The organism is Gordonia sp. NB41Y (genome assembly GCF_030718915.1).
In the GTDB taxonomy this organism is placed as follows: Bacteria; Actinomycetota; Actinomycetes; order Mycobacteriales; family Mycobacteriaceae; genus Gordonia; species Gordonia desulfuricans.
Genome location: NZ_CP132196.1, coordinates 5,013,792 through 5,036,365, shown reverse-complemented (window position 1 = coordinate 5,036,365; position 22,574 = coordinate 5,013,792). Strand labels below are relative to the sequence as shown.

At 68.8% G+C, this 22,574-nt stretch carries 21 protein-coding genes; 9 read left to right on the top strand and 12 right to left on the bottom strand.

Annotation, left to right across the window (positions count from 1 at the left end):
• The first annotated feature begins 134 nt into the window (after positions 1 to 134).
• A complete protein-coding gene (locus Q9K23_RS21865; RefSeq protein WP_020790633.1) occupies positions 135 to 800 on the top strand; it encodes a S1 family peptidase in 666 nt (221 codons plus the stop codon).
• Between the two features lie 366 nt (positions 801 to 1,166).
• On the opposite strand, the gene ilvC is transcribed toward Q9K23_RS21865, so the two are convergent.
• The 3 genes from ilvC to Q9K23_RS21850 form a co-directional block, all read right to left on the bottom strand.
• A complete protein-coding gene (ilvC, locus tag Q9K23_RS21860; protein ID WP_020790640.1) occupies positions 1,167 to 2,180 on the bottom strand; it encodes a ketol-acid reductoisomerase in 1,014 nt (337 codons plus the stop codon).
• Positions 2,181 to 2,261: 81 nt separating this feature from the next.
• Entirely contained in the window at positions 2,262 to 2,762 is a 501-nt protein-coding gene (gene ilvN, locus Q9K23_RS21855; protein ID WP_053778332.1) for an acetolactate synthase small subunit, read from the bottom strand.
• Positions 2,759 to 4,699 carry an acetolactate synthase large subunit gene (locus Q9K23_RS21850; protein WP_053778333.1) on the bottom strand — a complete coding sequence of 647 codons (1,941 nt, stop codon included), beginning with the start codon at positions 4,697 to 4,699 and terminating at the stop codon, positions 2,759 to 2,761. Before Q9K23_RS21850 ends, ilvN begins: the two co-directional genes overlap by 4 nt.
• Before the next feature lie 319 nt (positions 4,700 to 5,018).
• Here Q9K23_RS21850 and Q9K23_RS21845 point away from each other — a divergent pair, with 319 nt between their 5' ends.
• The 3 genes from Q9K23_RS21845 to ilvD all read left to right on the top strand — a co-directional run bounded on the left by Q9K23_RS21845 (position 5,019) and on the right by ilvD (position 9,012).
• The gene (locus Q9K23_RS21845) at positions 5,019 to 5,477 is read left to right on the top strand and encodes a PH domain-containing protein (protein WP_244882442.1); all 459 of its coding nucleotides are present in this window, start codon (positions 5,019 to 5,021) and stop codon (positions 5,475 to 5,477) included.
• Between the two features lie 166 nt (positions 5,478 to 5,643).
• Positions 5,644 to 6,948, top strand: a complete 1,305-nt coding sequence (gene mgtE, locus Q9K23_RS21840; protein ID WP_261978070.1) for a magnesium transporter — start codon at positions 5,644 to 5,646, stop codon at positions 6,946 to 6,948.
• Positions 6,949 to 7,167: 219 nt separating this feature from the next.
• On the top strand, positions 7,168 to 9,012 hold the full coding sequence (ilvD, locus tag Q9K23_RS21835) for a dihydroxy-acid dehydratase (protein ID WP_020790636.1): 1,845 nt from the start codon (positions 7,168 to 7,170) through the stop codon (positions 9,010 to 9,012).
• A 55-nt stretch (positions 9,013 to 9,067) separates the two neighbouring features.
• On the opposite strand, the gene Q9K23_RS21830 is transcribed toward ilvD, so the two are convergent.
• Entirely contained in the window at positions 9,068 to 10,270 is a 1,203-nt protein-coding gene (locus Q9K23_RS21830; RefSeq protein WP_053778334.1) for a DoxX family protein, read from the bottom strand.
• A 177-nt stretch (positions 10,271 to 10,447) separates the two neighbouring features.
• On the opposite strand from Q9K23_RS21830, the gene Q9K23_RS21825 reads away from it, so the two are divergent.
• On the top strand, positions 10,448 to 11,539 hold the full coding sequence (locus tag Q9K23_RS21825; RefSeq protein ID WP_053778335.1) for a PQQ-dependent sugar dehydrogenase: 1,092 nt from the start codon (positions 10,448 to 10,450) through the stop codon (positions 11,537 to 11,539).
• A 351-nt stretch (positions 11,540 to 11,890) separates the two neighbouring features.
• Here Q9K23_RS21825 and Q9K23_RS21820 read toward each other — a convergent pair whose 3' ends face one another.
• Positions 11,891 to 12,769 carry a potassium channel family protein gene (locus tag Q9K23_RS21820; protein WP_082366061.1) on the bottom strand — a complete coding sequence of 293 codons (879 nt, stop codon included), beginning with the start codon at positions 12,767 to 12,769 and terminating at the stop codon, positions 11,891 to 11,893.
• A 199-nt stretch (positions 12,770 to 12,968) separates the two neighbouring features.
• Positions 12,969 to 14,471 (bottom strand): Asp-tRNA(Asn)/Glu-tRNA(Gln) amidotransferase subunit GatB, encoded by a 1,503-nt coding sequence (gatB, locus tag Q9K23_RS21815; RefSeq protein WP_053778337.1) that lies wholly within the window; start codon positions 14,469 to 14,471, stop codon positions 12,969 to 12,971.
• A 184-nt stretch (positions 14,472 to 14,655) separates the two neighbouring features.
• Between gatB and Q9K23_RS21810 the strand changes: the two genes are divergently transcribed.
• Positions 14,656 to 14,871 carry a PspC domain-containing protein gene (locus Q9K23_RS21810; RefSeq protein WP_053778346.1) on the top strand — a complete coding sequence of 72 codons (216 nt, stop codon included), beginning with the start codon at positions 14,656 to 14,658 and terminating at the stop codon, positions 14,869 to 14,871.
• Positions 14,872 to 14,893: 22 nt separating this feature from the next.
• Here Q9K23_RS21810 and Q9K23_RS21805 read toward each other — a convergent pair whose 3' ends face one another.
• From Q9K23_RS21805 to Q9K23_RS21795, 3 genes are all read right to left on the bottom strand, one after another.
• Positions 14,894 to 15,928, bottom strand: a complete 1,035-nt coding sequence (locus tag Q9K23_RS21805) for a 6-phosphofructokinase (RefSeq protein ID WP_053778338.1) — start codon at positions 15,926 to 15,928, stop codon at positions 14,894 to 14,896.
• Positions 15,929 to 16,051: 123 nt separating this feature from the next.
• Positions 16,052 to 16,738, bottom strand: coding sequence for a response regulator transcription factor (locus tag Q9K23_RS21800; protein WP_020791603.1), 687 nt, complete (start codon positions 16,736 to 16,738; stop codon positions 16,052 to 16,054).
• A 9-nt stretch (positions 16,739 to 16,747) separates the two neighbouring features.
• On the bottom strand, positions 16,748 to 18,073 hold the full coding sequence (locus Q9K23_RS21795) for a histidine kinase (RefSeq protein WP_082366062.1): 1,326 nt from the start codon (positions 18,071 to 18,073) through the stop codon (positions 16,748 to 16,750).
• Between the two features lie 181 nt (positions 18,074 to 18,254).
• On the opposite strand from Q9K23_RS21795, the gene Q9K23_RS21790 reads away from it, so the two are divergent.
• Complete coding sequence (locus tag Q9K23_RS21790; protein ID WP_020793633.1) at positions 18,255 to 18,947, top strand: hypothetical protein; 693 nt, start codon at positions 18,255 to 18,257, stop codon at positions 18,945 to 18,947.
• 56 nt (positions 18,948 to 19,003) lie between these two features.
• Entirely contained in the window at positions 19,004 to 20,167 is a 1,164-nt protein-coding gene (locus tag Q9K23_RS21785) for an alpha/beta-hydrolase family protein (protein ID WP_305950277.1), read from the top strand.
• On the opposite strand, the gene gatA is transcribed toward Q9K23_RS21785, so the two are convergent.
• Together gatA and gatC are read right to left on the bottom strand one after the other, a co-directional pair.
• Positions 20,137 to 21,621 carry an Asp-tRNA(Asn)/Glu-tRNA(Gln) amidotransferase subunit GatA gene (gene gatA, locus Q9K23_RS21780; protein ID WP_053778340.1) on the bottom strand — a complete coding sequence of 495 codons (1,485 nt, stop codon included), beginning with the start codon at positions 21,619 to 21,621 and terminating at the stop codon, positions 20,137 to 20,139. The genes Q9K23_RS21785 and gatA overlap by 31 nt on opposite strands.
• On the bottom strand, positions 21,618 to 21,932 hold the full coding sequence (gene gatC / locus Q9K23_RS21775) for an Asp-tRNA(Asn)/Glu-tRNA(Gln) amidotransferase subunit GatC (RefSeq protein ID WP_053778341.1): 315 nt from the start codon (positions 21,930 to 21,932) through the stop codon (positions 21,618 to 21,620). Before gatC ends, gatA begins: the two co-directional genes overlap by 4 nt.
• Here gatC and Q9K23_RS21770 point away from each other — a divergent pair.
• Positions 21,931 to 22,161 carry a hypothetical protein gene (locus tag Q9K23_RS21770; RefSeq protein ID WP_152972872.1) on the top strand — a complete coding sequence of 77 codons (231 nt, stop codon included), beginning with the start codon at positions 21,931 to 21,933 and terminating at the stop codon, positions 22,159 to 22,161. The two genes, gatC and Q9K23_RS21770, sit on opposite strands and share 2 nt — an antisense overlap.
• Here Q9K23_RS21770 and Q9K23_RS21765 read toward each other — a convergent pair.
• Positions 22,149 to 22,556 carry a VOC family protein gene (locus Q9K23_RS21765; protein WP_020791686.1) on the bottom strand — a complete coding sequence of 136 codons (408 nt, stop codon included), beginning with the start codon at positions 22,554 to 22,556 and terminating at the stop codon, positions 22,149 to 22,151. The genes Q9K23_RS21770 and Q9K23_RS21765 overlap by 13 nt on opposite strands.
• Positions 22,557 to 22,574 lie beyond the last annotated feature (18 nt).

Genomic DNA, 22,574 nt, shown 5'->3' with positions numbered 1-22,574 from the left:
ATGCGGACGCGGTTGTCCCGGTGGGGACGGCACGGCCCGTGGCGCCGGTACGGTTGACTACCGGACGTCGTACCCGCGTGTTGAGCGGTGCGTCGGGTGAGGACGAGGTCGGGTTAGTCGAGAGTGGAGTGTGAATGAAGAAGAAGCTGACAGTACTGTTGGCTGTCCTGGCAGCGACCGTACTGGCAGGTTGGGGGGCACCGGGTACCGCAACGGCGGCACCGGCGAAGATCTACCTCGGCGGAGGATCGGGAATCCTGGTCCTCAAGGGCGGCAACTCCGCGTCGGCGTGCACACTGACCACCATCGGGCATGCCAAGACCGGTGAGCTGATCGGTATCACGGCGGGCCATTGCGGAAAGCCCGGCCAGGTGGTGCTGTCGGAGACGTACTCCGATCGTGGCCAGGCCGGTGTGATCACGTACTCCAATGCCAAGGACGACGTCGCGATCATCCAGTTCGACAAGAGCCGGGTGGTGCCGCAGCGCTCGGTCAACGGGGTCACCATCCGTTCCATCGACACCCGTCCGATCGGTTTCCCGACCATCGCGTGCAAGACGGGCCGCACCACCGGCAACACCTGCGGTATCGCATGGTTCTCCGACGGTGATGTCCACTTCTCCCAGATCTGCGTGATCGAGGGCGATTCGGGTAGCCCCGTCGTGGTCGGTGACCGCCTGGTCGGCATGGTCAACGCCTATTACTTCCTCGGCTGCATCGGACCGGAGACCGGAACCAACATCGGACCGGTGCTCAACTACGTGAAGACCACCAAGTACAAGGGTTTCACCCCGATCTGATCCACCGGGTCCGATCGACAGAGCATTTCTCCAGGGCTGCGCCCCTTCCCGATCAGGGAAGGGGCGCAGTTGTTTTCACGTGTCCGGTCCGGTTCGGGGATGCGCGTCGTCGGATACGGTCGACGGGGCTCGCCCCGGGCGGACCCGCGACCGAGCACGACACGCGGCGCCCGTGACCCGGGTCCCCTTGTCCCCCGGCACCGTCCGGTCCACCCCCACCGGATCGATCGACACCGGCGTCGGCCCAGACCACAGAGACCGTCCGACAGCAGAGACCGTCCGACAGCAGAGAGCCCACGGGCCCCGCACTCCGGTGTCCGGAAGATGCGGGGCCCGTGGGCTCTGTGGTGCAGATCAGCCGATGACTCAGGCGGTCTCGGTGATCGGGCGGTCGACCCAGCTCATCAGGTCACGCAGCTTCTTGCCGGTCACCTCGATGGGGTGCTCGGCGTTCTTCGCGCGCAGGCCCTCGAGCTCCTTGTTGCCGCCCTCGACGTTGGCGACGAGGCGCTTGACGAAGGTGCCGTCCTGGATGTCCTTCAGGATGGCGCGCATGCGCTCCTTGGTGTCGGCGTCGATGACGCGCGGGCCCGACAGGTAGCCACCGAACTCGGCGGTGTCGGAGACCGAGTAGTTCATGCGGGCGATGCCACCCTCGTACATGAGGTCGACGATCAGCTTGAGCTCGTGCAGCACCTCGAAGTAGGCCATCTCCGGGGCGTAGCCGGCCTCGACCATGACCTCGAAACCGGTCTTGACCAGTTCCTCGGTGCCACCGCAGAGCACGGCCTGCTCGCCGAAGAGGTCGGTCTCGGTCTCTTCCTTGAAGGTGGTCTTGATGATTCCGGCGCGGCCACCACCGATGGCGGAGGCGTAGCTCAGCGCGAGGGCCTGGCCCTCACCCTTCGGGTCCTGCTCGATGGCGATCAGGCAGGGCACGCCCTTGCCGTCGACGAACTGGCGGCGGACCAGGTGGCCCGGTCCCTTCGGGGCGACCATGCCGATGGTGACGTTGGCCGGGGGCTTGATCAGGCCGAAGTGGATGTTCAGGCCGTGACCGAAGAACAGGGCGTCGCCGTCCTTCAGGTTGGGCTCGATGTCCTCGGTGAAGATCTGGGCCTGGCTGGTGTCGGGGGCCAGCAGCATGATGACGTCGGCCCAGGCGGCGGCCTCGGCGTTGCTCATCACCTTCAGGCCCTGCTCGGCGGCCTTCTCGCGCGACTTGCTGCCCTCACGCAGACCGATCGCGACGTCCACTCCGGAGTCACGCAGCGACAGCGAGTGGGCGTGGCCCTGGCTGCCGTATCCGATCACCGCGACCTTGCGGCCCTGGATGATCGACAGATCCGCGTCGTCGTCATAGAACAGTTCAATCGCCACAGTTGGCTTCCCTTCACTATTGTGGTGTGCCCCAGGCGATTCGGTTCTCGACGCGAGGGGCCCGATGTTACTTGCGGTAGGTCAGCGGTTGGCCGACATGCTCTTGGGTCCTCGTCCGAGGGTGACCGCCCCGGATTGGGCGATCTCGCGGATGCCGTACGGATCGAGCATCCGCAGCAGCGCCTCGAGCTTCTCGCCGGTGCCGGTCGCCTCGATGGTCAGCGACTCCGGTGACACGTCGATCACCTTGGCGCGGAACAGGTTCACCACCTCGATGACCTCGGTACGGACCGACGAGTCGGCGCGCACCTTGACCATCAGGAGCTCGCGCGAGACCGAACTCGACGGATCCTGCTCGACGATCTTGATCACGTTGATCAGCTTGTTCAGCTGCTTGGTGACCTGCTCGAGCGGGAAGTCCTCCACCGAGACCATGATCGTCATCCGCGAGATGCCCTTGATCTCGGTCGGACCGACGGCCAGCGATTCGATGTTGAAGCCGCGGCGCGAGAACAGCGACGAGACGCGTGCCAGGACGCCCGGGCGGTCCTCCACGAGCACGCTCAGGGTATGGGTACTCACTTGCTCTCACCCTCCTGGCCGAGATTGGTTTCCTGGTTGACGATCTCGTGGATCGCCGACGGATCGGCGGCCGACGCGTCGTCGTCGAACAGCGGACGGATGTCACGGGCGGCCATGATCTGGTCGTTGCCGGTTCCGGCGGCGACCATCGGCCAGACCTGTGCGTCGGCCCCGACGATGAAGTCGATCACGACCGGGCGGTCGTTGATCTCGCGGGCCTTGGCGATCACCTCGTCGACGTCGGCCTCGTTCTCCACACGGAAGGCGGCACAGCCGAGGGCCTCGGCGAGCTTCACGAAATCCGGGATGCGCATCGAGTGCGTCGCCAGATCGGTGTTGGAGTAGCGCTCCTCGTAGAACAGCGTCTGCCACTGGCGGACCATGCCCAGGTTGCCGTTGTTGATCAGGGCAACCTTGATCGGGATGCCCTCGATCGCACAGGTGGCCAGCTCCTGGTTGGTCATCTGGAAGCAGCCGTCACCGTCGATCGCCCACACCTCCTTCTCGGGTGCGGCCATCTTGGCGCCCATCGCCGCCGGGACGGCGTAGCCCATGGTGCCCAGACCACCGGAGTTGAGCCAGCTGCGCGGCTTCTCGTAGGAGATGAACTGCGCGGCCCACATCTGGTGCTGGCCGACGCCGGCGCAGTACACCGCGTCGGGTCCGGCGAGCCGGCCGATCTGCGAGATGACGAACTCCGGCGACATCGAACCGTCGGCCGGGCGGTCGTAGCTCAGCGGGTAGGTGCGACGGATGCCGTCGAGGTAGGCCCACCACTCGGTGAGATCCGGCGCGGTGTCGGTGGTGGCCCGCTCGTTGCGCAGGGTCTCGATCAGGTCGATGATCACGGCCTGGCAGTCACCGACGATCGGGACGTCGGCGTGACGGTTCTTGCCGATCTCGGCCGGGTCGATGTCGGCGTGGATGACCTTGGCGTCCGGCGCGAACGACGACAGCTGTCCGGTGACGCGGTCGTCGAACCGGGCACCCAGGGTGATCAGCAGATCGCTGCGCTGCAGTGCGGCGACCGCGGCGACGGTGCCGTGCATACCCGGCATACCCAGGTGCAGGTTGTGCGAGTCCGGGAATGCGCCACGCGCCATCAGTGTGGTGACGACGGGGATGCCGGTCAGCTCGGCGAGCTCGAGCAGTTCTTCGGAGGCGTTGGCCTTGATCACGCCGCCGCCGACGTAGAGCACCGGGTTCTTGGCGGCATTGATCAGACGTGCGGCCTCGCGGACCTGCTTGCCGTGCGGCTTGGTGACCGGACGGTAGCCCGGCAGGTCGATCTGCGGCGGCCACGAGAAGGTGGTCTGGCTCTGCAGGATGTCCTTCGGGATGTCGACGAGGACGGCGCCGGGGCGGCCGCTCTCGGCGATGTGGAAGGCCTCGGCGATGACCTGCGGGATCTCGGCGGCATTGCTGACCAGGAAGTTGTGCTTGGTCACCGGCATGGTGATGCCGGAGATGTCGGCCTCCTGGAAGGCGTCGGTACCGATCAGCGCGCGACCGACCTGGCCGGTGATGGCGACCACCGGGACCGAGTCCATCTGGGCGTCGGCGAGCGGGGTGACCAGGTTGGTGGCACCCGGGCCGGAGGTGGCCATCATGACGCCGGCACGGCCGGCGACCTGTGCGTAGCCGGTGGCGGCGTGCCCGGCGCCCTGCTCGTGCCGGACCAGGACGTGCCGGACCTTCTGCGAGTCGAGCAGCGGATCGTAGACCGGCAGGACCGCCCCACCGGGGATACCGAAGACGACGTCGACACCGAGTTCCTCGAGCGACCGGACCACCGACTGGGCACCCGAGACACGCTCGGGGGCGACGGTGTTCTGCCGTACGGTGCGGAGGTTCCCTGCCGCTGGCGATTCCTGACGCGCGGCGGGGACGGACGAGCCGGCTCCGCTGGTGTCCGTACGTGCTGTTGGTGCGCTCACTGCACGGTCCTTCGTGTTCGTGGTCTTGACTGGTGGGTGGGGCTTGATCGGTGGCAACAAAAAACCCCCGACAGCGAGGCTGTTCGAGGGTGGCGCGTCGATGCTGGCTTGGGTCTACGAGGTGACCGGTCAGGCGACGACGCGCCGGCCGATTACTACGAGAAGCTCGTTGTGCATCACGTCGTTCACGGTAGGGGTGCAGATAGTACAGAGTCAAACTCCGCCCCCGATGGTCCCACATCCTGGGAAGACACTGGTCGTCGGGGCGACCGGGGAGAGGCCCGCAGACCTGAGGCGGTGCGGATGCCACAATGGGTCTGTGTCTTCTGCTGCATCTTCCGGTTCCGAGTCCACGCCGGCAGCTTCCGGCGCCGATCCGGAGGTGCCCGAGCTGCCCCAGACCTTCCGCCTGAGCAAGCTCGCCTACTTCGCGGTCCCGATGGCCTTCCTGGTGGCCCTCGTCCTGGCCGGGGCGAGTCTCCCCTGGCTCGGCTGGACGTTGATCCTGCCGGTGTTCCTGGCGCTGTGGATCGCCCGGATCCGGACCGTGGTCACCGAGGACGGCCTGCGGGCGGTCAGTACCTTCTCCGCCCGCGACGTCAGCTGGCCCGAGATCGAGGGCCTGCAGTTCACCAAGTGGGGTCCGGTGCGTGCGGTACTCGCCGACGACACCCGGGTGAAGCTGCCGACCATCACCTTCCAGGACCTGCCGCGCCTGTCGGCGGCGAGCCGGGGCCGCATCCCGGATCCGTACGCGTCGGCCGACGCCGCACGCTGACCTCCCGACGGCTCGCGGGCGACGCCGGGATGGCTGCCCGGTGACCCCCAGGTGAACGCGCACTGACCTGTGGTTTCGCCGGTGAGCTCGAACCCTGGTGCCGCCGCGGGGACGATAGGGTTCATCCGTGACCCAGCAGATCGTGAACCCCGACGAGATCGGCGCCCTGATCGACGGCGGCGCCCTCACCGAGGCCGGCGACCTCCTCGCCACACTGCACCACGGTGAAGTGGCAGGCATCCTCGACCGTCTCCCCCGCAAGCGTCGCGGCGTCGCATTCCGCCTGCTGCCCAAACCCACCGCGGTCGAGGTGTTCGACGACCTGACCGCCGTATCGCAGGTCGACCTGATCGCCGATCTCGGCACCGCCGACGTCGCCGAGGCCTTCGATCATCTCGATCCCGACGACCGCGCCGAACTCCTCGACGAACTCCCGGCCGCCGTCGCCAAGGCCCTGGTCCAGCAGCTGACCCCGGACGAACGGGAGATGACCGGTGTCGTCCTCGGCTTCCCGCGTGGCTCGGTGGGCCGCCGGATGAGCCCGGAGGTGGTGCACGCCTACGTCGACGACACCGCCGCGGCGGCCCTCGAACGGGTCAAGGAACGCGGCCACGAGGTCGAGACCATCTACACCGTCCCGGTGATCGGTGAGGGCCGCGTCCTGCGGGGTGTGGTCAGCCTTCGTGATCTCCTGCTCAGCGATGCCGACACCCCCTTGTCGACGATGATGCACAAGCCGATCGCCGCCTACGCCGACGACGACGCCGAGCTCACCGCCCAGCGCTGTATCGACCGCGCGGTCCTGGCCATGCCGGTCACCGACCGGGAACGCCGGCTGGTCGGGATGCTCACCATCGACGACGCCGCCGAGGTGGTCGAGCAGGCCCGCGACACCGACGAGGCGCGTGCCGGTGCGAGCGAGCCGCTGCGCGAGCCCTACCTGCTGGCATCGGTCCTGTCGATCACCCGCGCCCGCATCGTGTGGCTGTTCGTGCTGGCCGTGTCGGCCATCCTGACCGTCAACGTGCTCGAGATCTTCGAGGGCACCCTCGAGCAGAAGGTCGCGCTGGCGCTGTTCATCCCGCTGCTGACCGGGATCGGCGGCAACACCGGGTCGCAGGCGGCCACCACGGTGACCCGTGCACTGGCCACCGGCGAGGCCGCACCCCGCGACGTGCTGCGGGTGGCCGGCAAGGAGGTCCGGGTGGGTCTGACCCTCGGCACGGTCCTCGGCATCGTCGGCTTCGCCGTCGCCGGCCTGGCCTATGAGCTGGAGATCGGCACGGTGATCGGGCTGACCATCCTGTCGATCTGCACGATGGCGGCGACGGTCGGCGGCATGATGCCGCTGATCGCGAAGTCGATCCGGGTCGATCCGGCGGTGTTCTCCACCCCGTTCATCTCGACCTTCTGCGACGCGACCGGCCTGATCATCTACTTCATGATCGCCAAGGCCGTGCTGGGCATCTGACCACCGGCGGCCACAGCGCAGATCGGCGGACCGGGAATCCGGGGGCGGGGAATCTCCGACCGGGTGCGCGACGTTGACCTCGATCGGTGGGTACGACCGTTTCGTGACCCTTGACGTGGGCCGAAGTTTTTGTTGGCCCAGGTGAGCGGGGAGTAACGTGGACGGTCAGCAGCCCACCGCGCAATCGTGCGTCAGCACCCTGTCTGATCGAGGAAGTCCATGCCAGCCCTGAGGTCCCGCACCACCACCGTCGGCCGCGAGGCGGCCGGAGCCCGCTCCCTGTGGCGTGCCACCGGTATGACCGACGACGATTTCGGCAAGCCGATCGTCGCCATCGCGAACTCCTACACCCAGTTCGTGCCGGGTCACGTGCATCTCAAGGACGTGGGCGAGATCGTCGCCGACGCCGTGCGGGCGGCCGGTGGCGTGCCGCGCGAATTCCACACCATCGCCGTCGACGACGGCATCGCGATGGGCCACAGCGGCATGCTCTACTCGCTGCCGAGCCGCGAGATCATCGCCGACTCGGTCGAGTACATGGTCAATGCCCACACCGCCGACGCGCTGGTGTGTATCTCCAACTGCGACAAGATCACTCCCGGCATGCTCAATGCCGCGATGCGCCTGAACATCCCCACCGTGTTCGTCTCCGGTGGTCCGATGGAGGCCGGTAAGGCCGTCGTCGTCGACGGTGTCGCCCACGCCCCCACCGACCTGATCACCACCATCTCCGCCTCGGCCAACTCCGACGTCGACGACGACGGACTGAGCGAGGTCGAACGGTCGGCGTGCCCGACGTGTGGTTCGTGTTCGGGCATGTTCACCGCGAACTCGATGAACTGCCTCACCGAGGCCCTCGGCCTGGCCCTGCCGGGCAACGGTTCGACCCTGGCCACCCACGAGGCACGCCACGCGCTGTTCGAGCGCGCCGGCCGGGTCGTGGTGGAGGCCGCCAACCGCTGGTACCGCGACGACGATGCCTCGGTGCTGCCCCGAAACATCGCCACCCCCACCGCTTTCCGCAATGCGATGGCGCTCGACGTCGCGATGGGCGGCTCCACCAACACGGTGCTGCACATCCTGGCCGCCGCACAGGAGGGTGAGGTCGCCGACTTCGATCTGACGGTGATCGACCAGATCAGCCGTCAGGTGCCCTGTCTGTCCAAGGTGTCGCCCAACTCCGACTACCACATGGAGGACGTCCACCGGGCCGGTGGAATCCCCGCGATCCTGGGCGAACTGCGCCGCGGCGGTCTGATCGACGACACCGCCTCGACCGTCCACTCCACCACCCTGGGTGCGGGCCTGGACGACTGGGACATCCGCGGCGGCAAGGCGACCGACGCCGCGGTGGAGCTGTTCCACGCCGCCCCCGGTGGCGTGCGCACCACCACCCCGTTCTCCACCGCCAACCGCTGGAGTTCACTCGACACCGACGCCGAGGGCGGATGCATCCGCGACATCGAGCACGCCTACACCGTCGAAGGTGGCCTGTGCGTGCTGCGGGGCAACCTCGCCGAGGACGGCGCGGTCCTCAAGACCGCCGGTATCAGCGAGGACCTGTGGCACTTCGAGGGTCCGGCCCGCGTGGTCGAGAGCCAGGAGGACGCCGTCCACGTCATTCTGTCGAAGACCCTGCAGGCAGGTGAGGTGCTGGTGGTCCGCTACGAGGGCCCGTCCGGTGGTCCCGGTATGCAGGAGATGCTGCATCCCACCGCCTTCATGAAGGGCACGGGCATGGGCAAGAAGTGCGGCCTGATCACCGACGGCCGGTTCTCCGGCGGGTCGTCGGGACTCTCGGTCGGCCACATCTCGCCCGAGGCCGCGGCCGGCGGCGTGATCGGTCTGATCGAGGACGGCGACCACATCCTGATCGACGTCAAGACCCGCCGCCTCGACGTGCTCGTCGACGACGAGGTCCTCGCCGAGCGGCGCGCCAAGATGGAGGCCTCCGAGCGTCCGTGGGCCCCGAAGGACCGGCACCGTCCCGTCACCACCGCTCTGCGCGCCTACGCCAAGCTCGCCACCTCCGCCGACAAGGGTGCCGTGCGCTCGGTCGACTGAGACCCGGCCGGCGACCGGACACCCGCCGGCTGAGGCGTCCCGTGAGGGGTGCGCCTCAGCCGCCGAGTTTCGGCGGCTCGAGAGGGTTGCTGCCGTTGCACAGGATCCACGCCGCGATCCCCACGGCGATGGCGATGATCAACACCGCGACCGACCCGATGTAGGGGCGTCGGGCCCACTTACGGGATCGGTCCAGGGAGTAGGCGCCGGGGCCGGTCAGGACCAGGGCCGCGGTGGCGCCGATGAGCACGAGGTCGTATTGATGAAGGGGCATGAGCGGCCCGAACAACGCGATCGTGCGATACATCGCCACGTCGATGATGGAGACGAACACCGTCATCCACAGCACCAGGCCCGCCCCGATCGGGGTGAGTAGGCCGAGGATCAGCAGCGCGCCGCCCGCGGTCTCCGACACCGCCCCGGCGATCGCGACCGCCCTGGTGAGATCGGCATTCGCCGGGTTGGCCTTGTCGGTGAACAGGTCCTGGAAGCCGTCGAGGCCCCATCCCTGCCACCAGCCGAACAGTTTCTGCAGGCCGTGACCGATGGCCATCCAGCCGATGACCAGTCGAAGAATCAGCAGACCCGCGTCGAGGGTGCCGCGGCGTTCCGCGATGACGGCCGGGGCGTTGCCGGGCTGCCCGGTGCCGTCGAGATGGTCGGGACGGTCCCCGGCGTCGGCGAGCGGCGCGGCGAGCAACGACGTCGCCTCGGCACCCTCGACGTACTCGGGGTCGCCCGCGGTCAGTTCCATCGTCGGATGCGACTCGACGACATGGTCGTCGGTCGGATGGTCACCGGCCGGTCGGTCGGTCGTCGTCTCGTCGGGCACCGGTCGTCGACGGGACTCGGCCAGCTCCGGGAAGGTCTCCTCGACCGACGGGATCGGGGTCGCCTGATCGGCCGGCGCCGCGGCCGGGGGGACCTGGGTGACCGGGGCCGACGGGGTTCGCCGGGTGACCGGGGGCGTCTGCGCCGGAGTCGGGACCGTCGGCGCCTCGTCGACGTCGGTGACCGGCGGCAGCGGAGCGGGGTTGCGGGGCCGTCCGGCGGGCGGCAGGTCGAACTGGTGGGTGGCCACCTCGTCGGGATCGAGGTCGTCGAGGTGATCGACCCGCGACACGTGGTGACGGTCGTAGAAACTGTCGCGATCATCGGCCGGTCGCGGCTGCACGGAGAACGCCTCGGTCGGCTCGTCGTAGGGGCTCGGCGGCCGGAAGTCCTCCCGGCCGCCACCGGACTGGTCGCGTTCACTCACACCGCCGACTCTAGATGCCGGGGCCGGGATGCCACGGACCGGCGCGCGGGCCACCGCCGCCGATCGCCTACTGTGGTGGGCATGCGATTGGGGCGGCAGCACCATGGGCCGCGGGGCCGGACAGCTTCCCGACGTGGGTCATCCACGTCCGGGGTCCGCGCGCTGGCCGCAGGTGTGATGGTGGTGGCACTGGCATTCACCGCGGGCTGTGATTTCTCTCAGCAGGATCAGGATCGGGCCGCCGGACAGTTCAGTGCCAACGACGAGTCGATCGCCGTGCCGCAGAGCCAGCCCCCACAGAGCCGGCCCGGGGGCACCGAGTCACAGGAACCGCCACCACCGGGGCCGTGCGTCGATCCCGACCCCGCGGTCATCGCGACCTGCCTCGCCTCGACCGGTGGGGTGCGGGCGGGCGACGACCAGGGCGAGAGCACGATCGTCGCCGAACGCACCACCGGCAAGATCATCACCACCAAACGCTATGGGCCGCAACGGGTGGTGACCACATTTCCGGTGGACGCCACCGGCGACGGCGGGTTGATCGACTTCGCCTACTCCCCCACCTACGACCAGGATCAGCTCATCTATGCGCTGATCACCACCGGCTCGGACAATCGGGTGGTGCGGATCGCCCCGGGTGATGCGCCCAAGCCGATCCTGACCGGAATCCCCAAGGGCGCCACCGGCAACATGGGTGCGTTGATGTTCGTCTCGCCCACCGAGCTCGTCGTCGCCACCGGCAATGCCGGTGATCCCGCAGCCGCCGCCGACCCGGCGTCGCTGGCCGGCAAGCTGCTCGTGGTGAGCGACCTGTCGTCGGGGTCGAACGCCCGGCCCAAGGTCCTCGCGTCCGGGCTGGGGACGAATGTGGCGCTGTGTCCGAGCTCGACCGGCGCGCTGTACGTCTCCGATCAGGGGCCCACCGAGGATCGCATCCAGGCCGTCGAGGAGTCCGGCACCAAGGTGCTCTGGACGTGGCCGGATCGCCCACAGATCGCCGGCTGTGCGGCCACCGGCGGACAGATCTTCGTCTCCACCACGCGGACCCAACAGATCCTCGCGATCAACGAACCCACCCGCGACAAGCCGACCATCAATCCGCCGGCGGTGGTGCTGGACAAGCGGTACGGGGCCCTCGGCCGGATGACGGCGCTGAGCAACGGGCTGATCCAGTTCGCGACGGTCAACCGGGCCTACGGCAAACCGGTGAGCACCGACGACCGCGTGGTCCGCTTCATCGCACCGCCGCCGTCGGAGGACCGTACCTGAGGTCTGGGCGCGCACCCCGCCCGTTCACCGGGCGTCCGATCTCGTTGACCGTGCCCTCGATTCCGTTGACCGGGCACCCGATCCCGTTCACCGTGCCCCCGATCCCGTTCACCGGGCACCCGATCGCGTTCACCGGGCACCCGATTCCGTCGACCGTGCCCTCGATTCCGTTGACCGGGCACCCGATCGCGTTCACCGGGCACCCGATCGCGTTCACCGGGCACCCGATCGCGTTGACCGTGCGCCTGGTCCCGTTGACCGGGCCCCCGATCGCGTTCACCGTGCACCTGATCCCGTTGACCGGGCACCCGATCGCGATGTGGCCGGATCGGGATGCGTCACCGTCCTCGCTCAGCCCGCGGGTTCCTTCGGCTCCGACGAGTCCAGGGCCGGTTCGGCGTCGGAAAGTCGGGCATCCATCGCTGCGGCATCTATCGCTTGGGGGTCCATCGCGTCGGGGTCCACCGCTGCGGCATCCATAGCTTCGGGGTCCATCGCTTGGGGGCCGGTGAGTGCGACGCGCAGCGAACGGATCTCGGCACGCAGTTCCTGGATCTCGGCCGCGGTCGCCGCGCGGTTGGCGTCGTCCTCCTCGGCCACACGCTGGACGATCCAGGATGCGAGTGTCGCGGTGACCACACCGATGAGGCTGATCCCGCCGATCATCAGCAGCACCGCCACCACCCGGCCGGTCACCGACACCGGGGCGAAGTCTCCGTAGCCGACGGTGGTGACGGTGACGAACGCCCACCACACGGCGTCGCCGAAGCTCGTGATGACGGCGTCGGCGTGCGAGCGCTCCGATTCGTACACCGCCAGCGATGCGACGTAGATGAGCAACACCGCACTGGCGACCGTGTAGACGATGACCTTGCCGCGGATGGCCCCGCCGATCGCCTTCTGCAGCGTACCCACCAGGATCACCAGACTCACCAGACGCAGCGGCCGCAGCACCGGGAGCACCACGATCGCCAGATCCGGCAGGTGCCGGAAGAACCACCGTCCGCGCTGCGGCGCGAGCATCAACCGAACGAGATAGTCGATGCCGAACACCACCCACGACACGATCACGACGACGTTCAGCGCGACCGCGACCACGCGATGCGGATGGCCGAGCACCTGGATCGAGTACGCGACCAGGAACAACGACGCGATTCCCGCCAGCGGCCACTCGACATGTTTCTCCCACCCCGCCAACAGATCCCGTCGGTCGGATGCCGCTGCCGTCATCGAACTCCTCCTGTGCCGGTCGTCGGGTCGATGCGAATCCACGAGCTGGTCGGACACCGCCGGCCGCGTGGACTGTCCACCCGGCCGGCGATCTCGGGTCAGGGTCTGTCGGTGACGGCGTCTCCCGGTCGGTGAGTGTCGGGAAACACCAACGGCGCCCACATCGATGTGGGCGCCGCGGCACGTCGTCGGTGGATGCCTACTGGCAGGCGGCCAGGACGAGTTCCTGGACGCGAGCCGGATCTGCTTGTCCGCGAGTGGCTTTCATGACGTCGCCGACGATCTTTCCGGCGGCCTTGACCTTGCCGCCACGAATCTTCTCGACGATGTCGGGATTGTTGGCGAGCGCCTCGTCGATGGCCTTCTGCAGGGTCGAGTCGTCACGGACCACCTCGAGACCGCGGTCGGCGACGATCTGCTCGGGCTCACCCTCGCCGTCGAGCACGGCGGTCGCGACCTGCTGGGCCAGCTTGGTGGTGAGCTTGCCCGCGTCGACCAGGCCGATGACGGTGGCCACCTGTGCCGGGGAGATCGGCAGGTCGGCGAGCTCGACGCCGCGGCTGTTGGCCTGCTGCGCCAGGAACGACACCCACCAGCCGCGGGCGGCCTCCGGTGACGCACCGGCGTCGACGGTCGCGATGATCAGGTCGACGGCGCCGACGTTGACCAGGTCGCGCATGACCTCGTCGGACACACCCCACTCCTCCTGGATGCGTGCACGGCGCACCCACGGCAGCTCCGGCAGGGTGGTGCCGAGCTCGGCGATCCACTCCTCCGACGGCTGCACCGGCGGCAGGTCGGGCTCGGGGAAGTACCGGTAGTCCTCGGCGGTCTCCTTGCGGCGGCCGGCCGAGGTGGTGCCGTCGGTCTCGTGGAAGTGACGGGTCTCCTGGACGATCTCACCGCCGGCGGTGAGCACCGCGGCCTGACGGCGCATCTCGTAGGTCACCGCGATCTCGACGCTCTTCAGCGAGTTCACGTTCTTCGTCTCGGTCCGCGTACCGAACTCGGTGGCGTCCTTGGCCATCAGCGACAGGTTGGCATCGCAGCGCAGCGAACCCTGATCCATCCGGACGTCGGAGACCTCGAGGGCCTTGAGCAGATCGCGCAGGGCGGTCACGTAGGCGCGGGCCACCTCGGGGGCACGTTCACCGGCGCCGACGATCGGCTTGGTGACGATCTCGACCAGTGGCACCCCGGCACGGTTGTAGTCGAGCAGCGAGTGGTCGGCACCCTGGATACGTCCGCTGCCACCGATGTGCAGCGACTTTCCGGTGTCCTCCTCCATGTGCGCACGCTCGATGTCGACACGCCAGGTGGTGCCGTCGGTCAGCTGCACATCGAGGTACCCGTCGAAGGCGATCGGCTCGTCGTACTGCGAGATCTGGTAGTTCTTCGGCTGATCCGGGTAGAAGTAGTTCTTCCGGGCGAAGACACTCGACGGGCGGATCGAGCAGTTGAGCGCCAGACCGATCCGGATGGCGTACTCGATGGCCTTCTGGTTGACGACGGGCAGCGAACCCGGCAGACCGATACACACCGGGCACACCTGGGTGTTGGGATCGGCGCCGAAGGCGGTCGGGCAGCCACAGAACATCTTGGTGGCCGTACCCAGTTCGACGTGGACCTCGAGTCCCATCACCGGATCGAATTCGGCGATGACCTGGTCGTAGTCCATCAACTCGGCGGCAGCGGCAGTCATGCGCTCCAGTTTATGCCGAGCACCCCGCACCCACCGCACGGGGACATCCCGGCGACCCCGAGCCGGAGTTCAGGTCCAATCCCCGGGTGAACCCCGATGCCCCTGGCCGACGGCGCTCGTAGCGTCGGAGACGACCTGATCACGCCGGCCCGAACCGGGACGGCCGACCGAGAGGACCCCCATGATGAGCACCTCCTACCAGGCCACTTCGGCCCCCGCCCGCCGGCTGACCCGATCGCGTACCGACGCCTGGCTCGGCGGGGTGTGCGGCGGCATCGCCGCCCGCTACGGCTGGGATGCGAGTCTGGTCCGCGCCCTGTTCGTGGCGTCGATCCTGCTTCCCGGCCCGCAGGTCCTGCTCTACCTGGTGCTGTGGCTGGTGATCCCGCGCGAGGCGTGATCCGGTCATCGGACCGCGGGGATCACCCGAAGATGACCCGGATCTCCTGGTACTGGTCGAGCGGCACCTGCTTGGGATCGGCGAGCGCCTCGTCGAAGGTGGTGCGCACGATGTCGGTGCCGCGCAGCGCCACCATGTGTCCCCACTTCTTGTCGGCGACGAGGTCGGCCGTGGCCATCCCGAGCCGGGTCGCGAGCACCCGGTCGAAGGCGGTCGGCACACCACCGCGCTGGATGTGACCGAGTACGGTGGCCCGCGCCTCGATACCCGTCCGTTCCTCGATCATCGGGGCGAGCACCTCGGCGATCCCGCCGAGCCTCGGACGGTTGAACCCGTCGAGTCCCTTGGTGGAGTGCGCCTCCGCCATCTCGGGCAGCTTGAAACCCTCGGCCACCACCACCATCGGTGCCCGGCCACGGTTCTTGACGCTGGTGACCCAGGCGCAGATCTGGTTGATGCTCTCCGGCTGCTCCGGGATGAGGATGGCGTGTGCGCCACCGGCGATCCCCGAGTGCAGCGCGATCCATCCGGCGTGACGGCCCATCACCTCGAGCACCATGCACCGCTTGTGCGAGTTGCCGGTGGTGCGCAGCCGGTCGATCGCCTCGGTGGCGATCTCGACGGCGGTGTTGAAACCGAAGGTGTAGTCGGTGGCGTTGATGTCGTTGTCGATGGTCTTGGGTACCCCGACGATCGGGATGCCGTCCTCGAGGAGCCGCTTCGACGCCGCCGCGGTGCCCTCTCCGCCGATCGCGATCACGCCGTCGATACCGAGGTTCTTGAGTACCTTCTTGATGTTCTCCGGGCCGCCGTCGGGCTCGGAGTACGGGCCGAATCGACTGGTGCCCAAGATGGTTCCACCCTGGTTGGACAGACCACGGACCACCGAGCGGTCGAGATCGATGATGTCGCCGTAGACCAGTCCGTACCAGCCGTCGCGGAAACCGACGAACTCCTGGCCGTAGACCGTCTCCCCCTTGAGGACCGCTCCGCGGATCACCGCGTTCAGCCCCGGGCAGTCACCCCCGGCCGTCAGAATCCCGAATCGCTTCGCCATACCGTCGAACGCCTCCTGCCACAGTCGAAATCCACCATCACCGAGTGACCGACACGGGTCGGGATTCAATCTAGTGGTGAAGTGCCACTCGTGCCGGGCATGTCATCCCGGACACGTGCGGTGTCACTTCAACCCGTTCTCGTAGGCGAAGACGACGGCCTGCGCACGATCACGCAGCGCGAGCTTCCCGAGCATGCTGCTGACGTGGGTCTTCACCGTCTGTTCGGCGACGAACAGCTCCGCGGCGATCTCCTGATTCGACTTGCCGTCGGCGACCAGTCCGAGCACCTCGCGTTCCCGAGGGGTGAGATGTGCAGCGGCATCGGAGGACCGGACCGGACGCGATCTGCGGTCGGTGACCTCCTGGATCAGCCGCCGGGTGATGGACGGCGCGAGCAGCGCCTCCCCCGCCGCGACCACCCGCACCGCACGGACGAGTTCGTCGGCGGGCGCGTCCTTGAGCAGGAAGCCCGACGCCCCGATCCGCAGCGCCTCGTAGACGTAGTCGTCGATGTCGAAGGTGGTGAGCATCAGCACCTTGGTCCGCCCCTGCGCACCGTCGGCGGGGGCGGCAGCGGCGGCCGCGGGCACCGAACCGAGGATCTGTTCGGCCGCCCACAGTCCGTCCTTGCGGGGCATCCGGACATCCATCAGGACCACATCGGGGCGGACCCGACGACACAGGTCGACGGCCTCGACACCGTCGGCGGCATCGCCGAGAACCGAGATGTCGGGTTGTGCGGCCAACAGCGCGGAGAATCCCTGTCGGACCATGGCCTGGTCATCGACGACGACGAGCGTGATCGGCACGGTGCCACGTTACCGGGCGTCGTCGGCGACCGCGGCGGCCTCCGCACCCGACGGAATCGCACCCGACCGCCCGGCACCCGATCCGGTCGCCGTGACGGCGCCGCGTCCACCCCCGGACGGAATCCACGCGCGCACCACGAATCCGCCGTCGCCGGCGGGTGCGGCGGTCACGGTACCGCCCACCGCACCGGCCCGATCGATCATCCCGGGCACTCCCACCCCGGCACCACCGAGTCCCAGCGGCGGTTCGGTGCCCGCCGCGTTGTACACCATCACCTGTGCGGCGGGATCGCCTGCGTTCGTACGGTTGTCGGCGGCGAGTTCCACGGTGATCGCACCACCGGGAGCGTGCCGGGTGGCGTTCGCCAGGGATTCCTGCACGATCCGATAGATCACCAGCGCCGACGCCTCACCGAAGACCGCATGGTCGAGTCCATCGGTGAAGGCGACCTGAGCGCCCGCGCGGCGGGTCTGGCTGATCAGCGAATCGATCTCACCCAGGCCGGGATTGGGGGCCGAAGCCACCGTCGCTCCCTCCACCCGGAGCACACCGAGGAGTTGCCGCACCTCGTCCAGCGAGGTCCGCGCCGCGTCGGCGATGGCATCGAATTCCTCGGCCGCGGCCACGGAGACGTCGGGCAGACGGTAGCGGGCGGTCTGGGCCATCACCACCACCATCGACATGCGGTGGGCGACGACGTCGTGCAGGTCGCGGGCGATCCGCGTGCGTTCGGCCAGCACCGCGGCGGTGGACTCGGCGACCCGCGTCTCCTCGGTCTGCACGGCGAGCTGACGGCGGGAGAACAACAGTCCGCGCAACAGGCCGGTGACCACCGCGAGGGCGGTCAGACCGAATGCCCACCCGAACCGCGCCTCGGCCGGCGCCGACAGCACCATCACCGCAACCGAGCACACCCACCAGGGCAGCAGCAGCCGCAGCGGGCACCGGAGGAACGCCATGAACGTCAGGATCAGGAACGCGATGATGTGGGTGACCTGGATCTGCCATGGCCATCCGTTGGCGGTGGAGGTCACCACCCCGATCACCAACGCCGACACCGCCGACACCGTCCACGCCGGCAACGGTGCCGCCCACGCGAAGGCCAGCGGCACCGATGCCAGCGCGGCCGTCACCGGCATCACGTAGGCGGGCACCGCGTGCGTCATCGACATGGTCCCCCACGACACGATGAACAGGACCGTGGCGAAGACCAGGAAGAACCAGTTCAGCGGCGATCGTAGGTAGGCCCGAACGCCCGGATGCCGGGCCAGCGGGGTGTCCCGCAACTCCGCCGACACCGCACGCCAGCCGGCCCGCGTCCATCGTCGCAACATCTCACATCACCTCGCCGTCCACGCTAGGCGGCGATCTGCGCGAAGTCCTCATACTCGAGAGGGAGATCGGTGGTCATACCCCGGTCCCGGTCGGGGGCGGTCATCCCGATCGCCGGGGTGGTGCGTGAACCGGTCGCGCGGCCGATGTGGGTGGGTGCCGGCCGTTCCTAGCGTCGGATACATGTCCACCACAGCCGAGTACGCGACCATCCAATCCCCGACCGTAGATCTCGGGAACACCGGATTCCCAACGGTTTTCACCCTGCGCAACGGACTGCGCCCGACCGCATGGGTCGTTCTCGGGATTCTCGTCGTGATCACCCATGCGTGGCTCGCCGCACCGGCGGGGGCGAGGTCACCCGGTTCTCCCACCCCGGTCGCACACGCCGATGAGGTCTCGCCTGCGGCCCGCACGGTCCAGGTGCTGACCGGTCCCGATCCGGCGGCGACGCTCGACGCACTCCCCGCCGACTTCGTCGCGGTGATGGGCTATCTCCCGGTGACCGCCGACGGCTATCCCACCGATCCCGACGGCGACTGCTCGTCACCGGTCCCGATGCCGGATCGGTTCGAACCGTTGTGCCGCACACACGACTTCGGCTACGACCTGCTGCGCTACGCCGAGCGCACCGGGCATCCGCTGGGCGGGTGGGCGCGGCTGGCGATCGACGCGATGCTGGTGGCACGGATGCATGCCGAGTGCGACGGTCTGTTCTGTGCGATGGCGGCCGAGTCCGCCCGGATCGGCCTGGGCGTCAACACGTGGCGCCAGTACGACGGCCCGCCCGCACCCGCAGAGGATGTCGGAGACATCACCGCGACCATGCTGGTCCGGGTGACGACCGCGGTGACCGGCCGATCGGCGGTGGCGTGATGGGGTGGGCCACGTCGGACTCATCCGAACACCGCACGGCCACACCACATCCGGCGGTGACCGTCGCGGCCACCGCCGGCGCCCTGATCGCCTTGGCGCCGTCGGGCCTGCCCAGGGGTGCGGTGACCGAATCGGCGCTGGTGGCCGCACTGGTGGTGCTGTGCACCGCGATCGCCGCCGTCGCCGTGCGTCACCGGCCCCGGTCCCGCCGGGCCGGCCGGCTCACCGTCTGCCTGGCACTGCCCCTGGTGGTGGCTGCGGTGGTCGGAAACACGTTGTGGCAGGACCTGATCCGCGCCGATCTCGGCACCGGGACGGCCGGCGTGGGATATCCCGCCGCCGTCCTGGCCGCGACGGTCGGGGCATTCGCCGCCATCGTGTGGATGTCACGGCCCGTTCTGGTGGCAGGGCTGGTGGCGGGTGCGGTACTGGCCGGGTCGTTCGCCGTGCCCGGTCGGTCGACCGCGGCGACGGTCCATCACGCACCGATCCCGGCCGACGGCGATCTGTCCGCTGCGGCAACACGACTCGTCGACGGCTGGGTCGGTGATGGCGGCCTGGACCGATCGGCGGTGGTGATCGCCGTACCCACCGGGTCGGGTTGGGTCGACGCCGACGCGGTCGCAGGGATCGATGCCCGTTTCGGCGGCGACGTCGAGATCCTCACCCTGCCGTATGCGTCGACGACGTCGTGGCGCGCATTCGTGACCGATCCGGGTGCGGCGGCACGCAGTGCGATCGCGGTCTTCGACGCCCTGGCCGACGCCGTCGGCCGGCGTCCGCCCGGCCACCGGCCCCGAATCCACCTCTACGGTCAGAGCCTCGGGGCGTTGGGTGCCGATCGCACCCGGGAGTGGGCCGAACACCGTCATCCGGGAATGGTCGCCGGAACCCTGCTGGCCGGCGTACCGGCCGACACGGTGGCACGGACCTCGGCGACACCACGGGTGGTGCTGGCCAATCCGTCCGATCCGGTGACCCGCTGGTCGCTCGCGTCGTTGTGGCGCCCGCCGACCCGCCCCGACGACACCCGGGCGGTGGGGCGTGCCGCGCACACCCCACCGTGGATTCCGGTGGTGTCGTTCGTCCAGACCTCGGTCGACCTGCTCACATCCCTCGACGGCACGGCCGGGACCGGCCATCGCTACGGGACCGAACAGGGTGCGCTACCGACGGGTGCGGATACCGATCAGCCGATCGGGCCGCGAGCCGCCTCGTAGGCGGCGCCGACCCGGTAGAGCCGGTCGTCGGCGAGTGCGGGGGCCATGATCTGCAGACCGACGGGCAGCCCGTCGTCGGCGGACAGGCCCGACGGCACCGACATCGCGGCCACACCGGCGAGGTTGACCGGCAGGGTGCACAGGTCGAACAGGTACATCGCGAGCGGATCGTCGACCTTCTCACCGAGCGGGAACGCGGTGGTCGGGGTGGTCGGCGACACCAGTACGTCGACACCGGCGAATGCGGCGGCGAAGTCGCGGGCGATCAGCGTACGCACCTTCTGCGCCTGACCGTAGTAGGCGTCGTAGTAGCCCGACGACAACGCATAGGTCCCGATCATGATGCGGCGCTTGACCTCCGGGCCGAATCCGGCTTCGCGGGTCAGGGCCATCACCTCGTCGGCCGAGTGACTGCCGTCGTCGCCGACGCGCAGGCCGTAGCGCATCGCGTCGAAGCGCGCGAGGTTGCTCGAGACCTCGCTGGGCAGGATCAGGTAGTACGCGCCGAGGGCGTAGGTGAAGTTGGGGCACGACACCTCGACCACCTCGGCGCCGCGTGCGGTGAGCTCGGCGACGGCGGCCTCGAACGAGGCGAGCACACCGGCCTGGTAGCCCTCCCCCTGCAGCTCCTTGACCACACCGATCCGCACACCGGTCAGATCGCCGGTGGCGCCGGCCTTCGCGGCGCCCACGACGTCGGGCACGGGGGCGTCGACGGAGGTGGAGTCGCGCGGGTCGTATCCGGCGATCACCTCGTGCAGCAGTGCGGTGTCGAGCACGGTGCGGCCGCACGGACCACCCTGGTCCAGCGAGGACGCACACGCGACGAGGCCGTACCGCGAGACGGTGCCGTAGGTGGGCTTGACGCCCACGGTCGCGGTGACCGCGGCCGGTTGACGGATCGAGCCGCCGGTGTCGGTGCCGATCGCCAGCGGTGCCTGATACGACGCGAGCGCAGCGGCACTGCCGCCACCGGAACCACCGGGAATCCTGGTGGTGTCCCACGGATTCCGGGTCACCTGGTAGGCGGAGTTCTCGGTGGAGCTACCCATCGCGAACTCGTCCATGTTGGTCTTGCCGAGGATCGGGATACCCGCGGCACGCAGCTTCTGGGTGACGGTGGAGTCGTACGGCGCCACCCAGCCCTCGAGGATCTTCGACCCGCAGGTCGTCGGCGAGTCGGTGGTGGTGAAGATGTCCTTGAGTGCCAGCGGCACACCGGCGAGCTTCGACGGCGCCTGACCCGCGGCGATCGCGTCGTCGGCGGCCTTCGCCGCGACCAGCGCCTCGGAACCGCTGACGTGCAGGAATGCGCCCAGCTCACCGTCGACCTCGGCGATCCGGTCGAGGTGGGCCTGGGTGACCTCCACCGACGACAGGTCGCGCGCGGCGATCTTGTCGGCGAGTTCGGCCGCGGTCAGGCCGGTGATCTCGTTGGCGGTACGGGTGCTCACTGCTCTTCTCCCAGGATCTGCGGGACCTCGAAGCGGTCCTGATCGACGGCCGGGGCGCCGGAGAGCGCCTGCTCGGTGGTCAGGCCGGGCACCACCTCGTCGGCGCGCAGCACGTTGGCCAGTTCGGCCGGGTGCGCCGTGGGCGGGACGTCGTCGGCGGCCACCTCGGAGATCTGTGCGACGTGGGCGAGGATCGAATCCAGCTGTCCGGCATAGACGTCGAGTTCGTCGTCGCTCAGCGCCAGCCGCGACAACCGCGCCAGATGCGCGACCTCGGCCCGCGTGATCGCGGACCCGGAGTCTCCTGACATGTCGATCGTGTCCTTTCTGACCTGCTCGTCTGGCCTGCACGCACACCGTCGGTCGCCCATCGAAACGGAGGTGCGCATCCTTGCCTGGTACGACAAGACCGCGACCACCGTGGACGACCCGGATGCCCGGGCGGCAACCCCGTCAAGCCTAGGCGATGCATCGTCGTCGCCGATGGGTGGGCACGAGGCGCCGCCGCGCGCCGGGCCTCGCCGCGGCTACCGGGTGTAGAACTCCAGTGCGATGCCGTCGGGGTCACGGAACGAGACCACCGATCCCCAGGTGGCGGCGGTGACCGGCGAATGGGTCACATCGTGCCGGTCGAGCACCGCGATCCACGCGTGCAGCGCGTCGAGATCCGGCAGGCCGAAGGAGACGTGGTCCAGGCCGATCCGCCGCTCGTCGAACCTGTCCCCGCCGGCGGTCCGGTCGTGTTCGACGAAGCTCAGCGAGAACGCGTCGGGGCGATGCATCAAGGCCTTGCGCATGCCGTCGACCTCGGCGCGTCCGACGACGCGGAACCCCAGGACCCGCGCATACCAGTCCAGGCTCGCATCGAGATCGGAGACGGTGAGGGTCAGATGATGCAGCCCGGCCAGCGGCGTTTCCGGTGCGAAGATGCCCACGGACGCCTAGCGTAGAGC

Coding starts and splice junctions, on each gene's coding strand:
- Q9K23_RS21790 (WP_020793633.1), top strand. CDS start 18,255: ATGTCCACCACAGCCGAGTACGCGACCATCCAATCCCCGACCGTAGAT.
- gatC (WP_053778341.1), bottom strand. CDS start 21,932: ATGTCAGGAGACTCCGGGTCCGCGATCACGCGGGCCGAGGTCGCGCAT.
- Q9K23_RS21820 (WP_082366061.1), bottom strand. CDS start 12,769: ATGACGGCAGCGGCATCCGACCGACGGGATCTGTTGGCGGGGTGGGAG.
- Q9K23_RS21795 (WP_082366062.1), bottom strand. CDS start 18,073: ATGTTGCGACGATGGACGCGGGCCGGCTGGCGTGCGGTGTCGGCGGAG.
- Q9K23_RS21810 (WP_053778346.1), top strand. CDS start 14,656: ATGAGCACCTCCTACCAGGCCACTTCGGCCCCCGCCCGCCGGCTGACC.
- ilvD (WP_020790636.1), top strand. CDS start 7,168: ATGCCAGCCCTGAGGTCCCGCACCACCACCGTCGGCCGCGAGGCGGCC.
- Q9K23_RS21770 (WP_152972872.1), top strand. CDS start 21,931: ATGTCGATCGTGTCCTTTCTGACCTGCTCGTCTGGCCTGCACGCACAC.
- Q9K23_RS21805 (WP_053778338.1), bottom strand. CDS start 15,928: ATGGCGAAGCGATTCGGGATTCTGACGGCCGGGGGTGACTGCCCGGGG.
- Q9K23_RS21865 (WP_020790633.1), top strand. CDS start 135: ATGAAGAAGAAGCTGACAGTACTGTTGGCTGTCCTGGCAGCGACCGTA.
- gatB (WP_053778337.1), bottom strand. CDS start 14,471: ATGACTGCCGCTGCCGCCGAGTTGATGGACTACGACCAGGTCATCGCC.
- Q9K23_RS21825 (WP_053778335.1), top strand. CDS start 10,448: ATGGTGGTGGCACTGGCATTCACCGCGGGCTGTGATTTCTCTCAGCAG.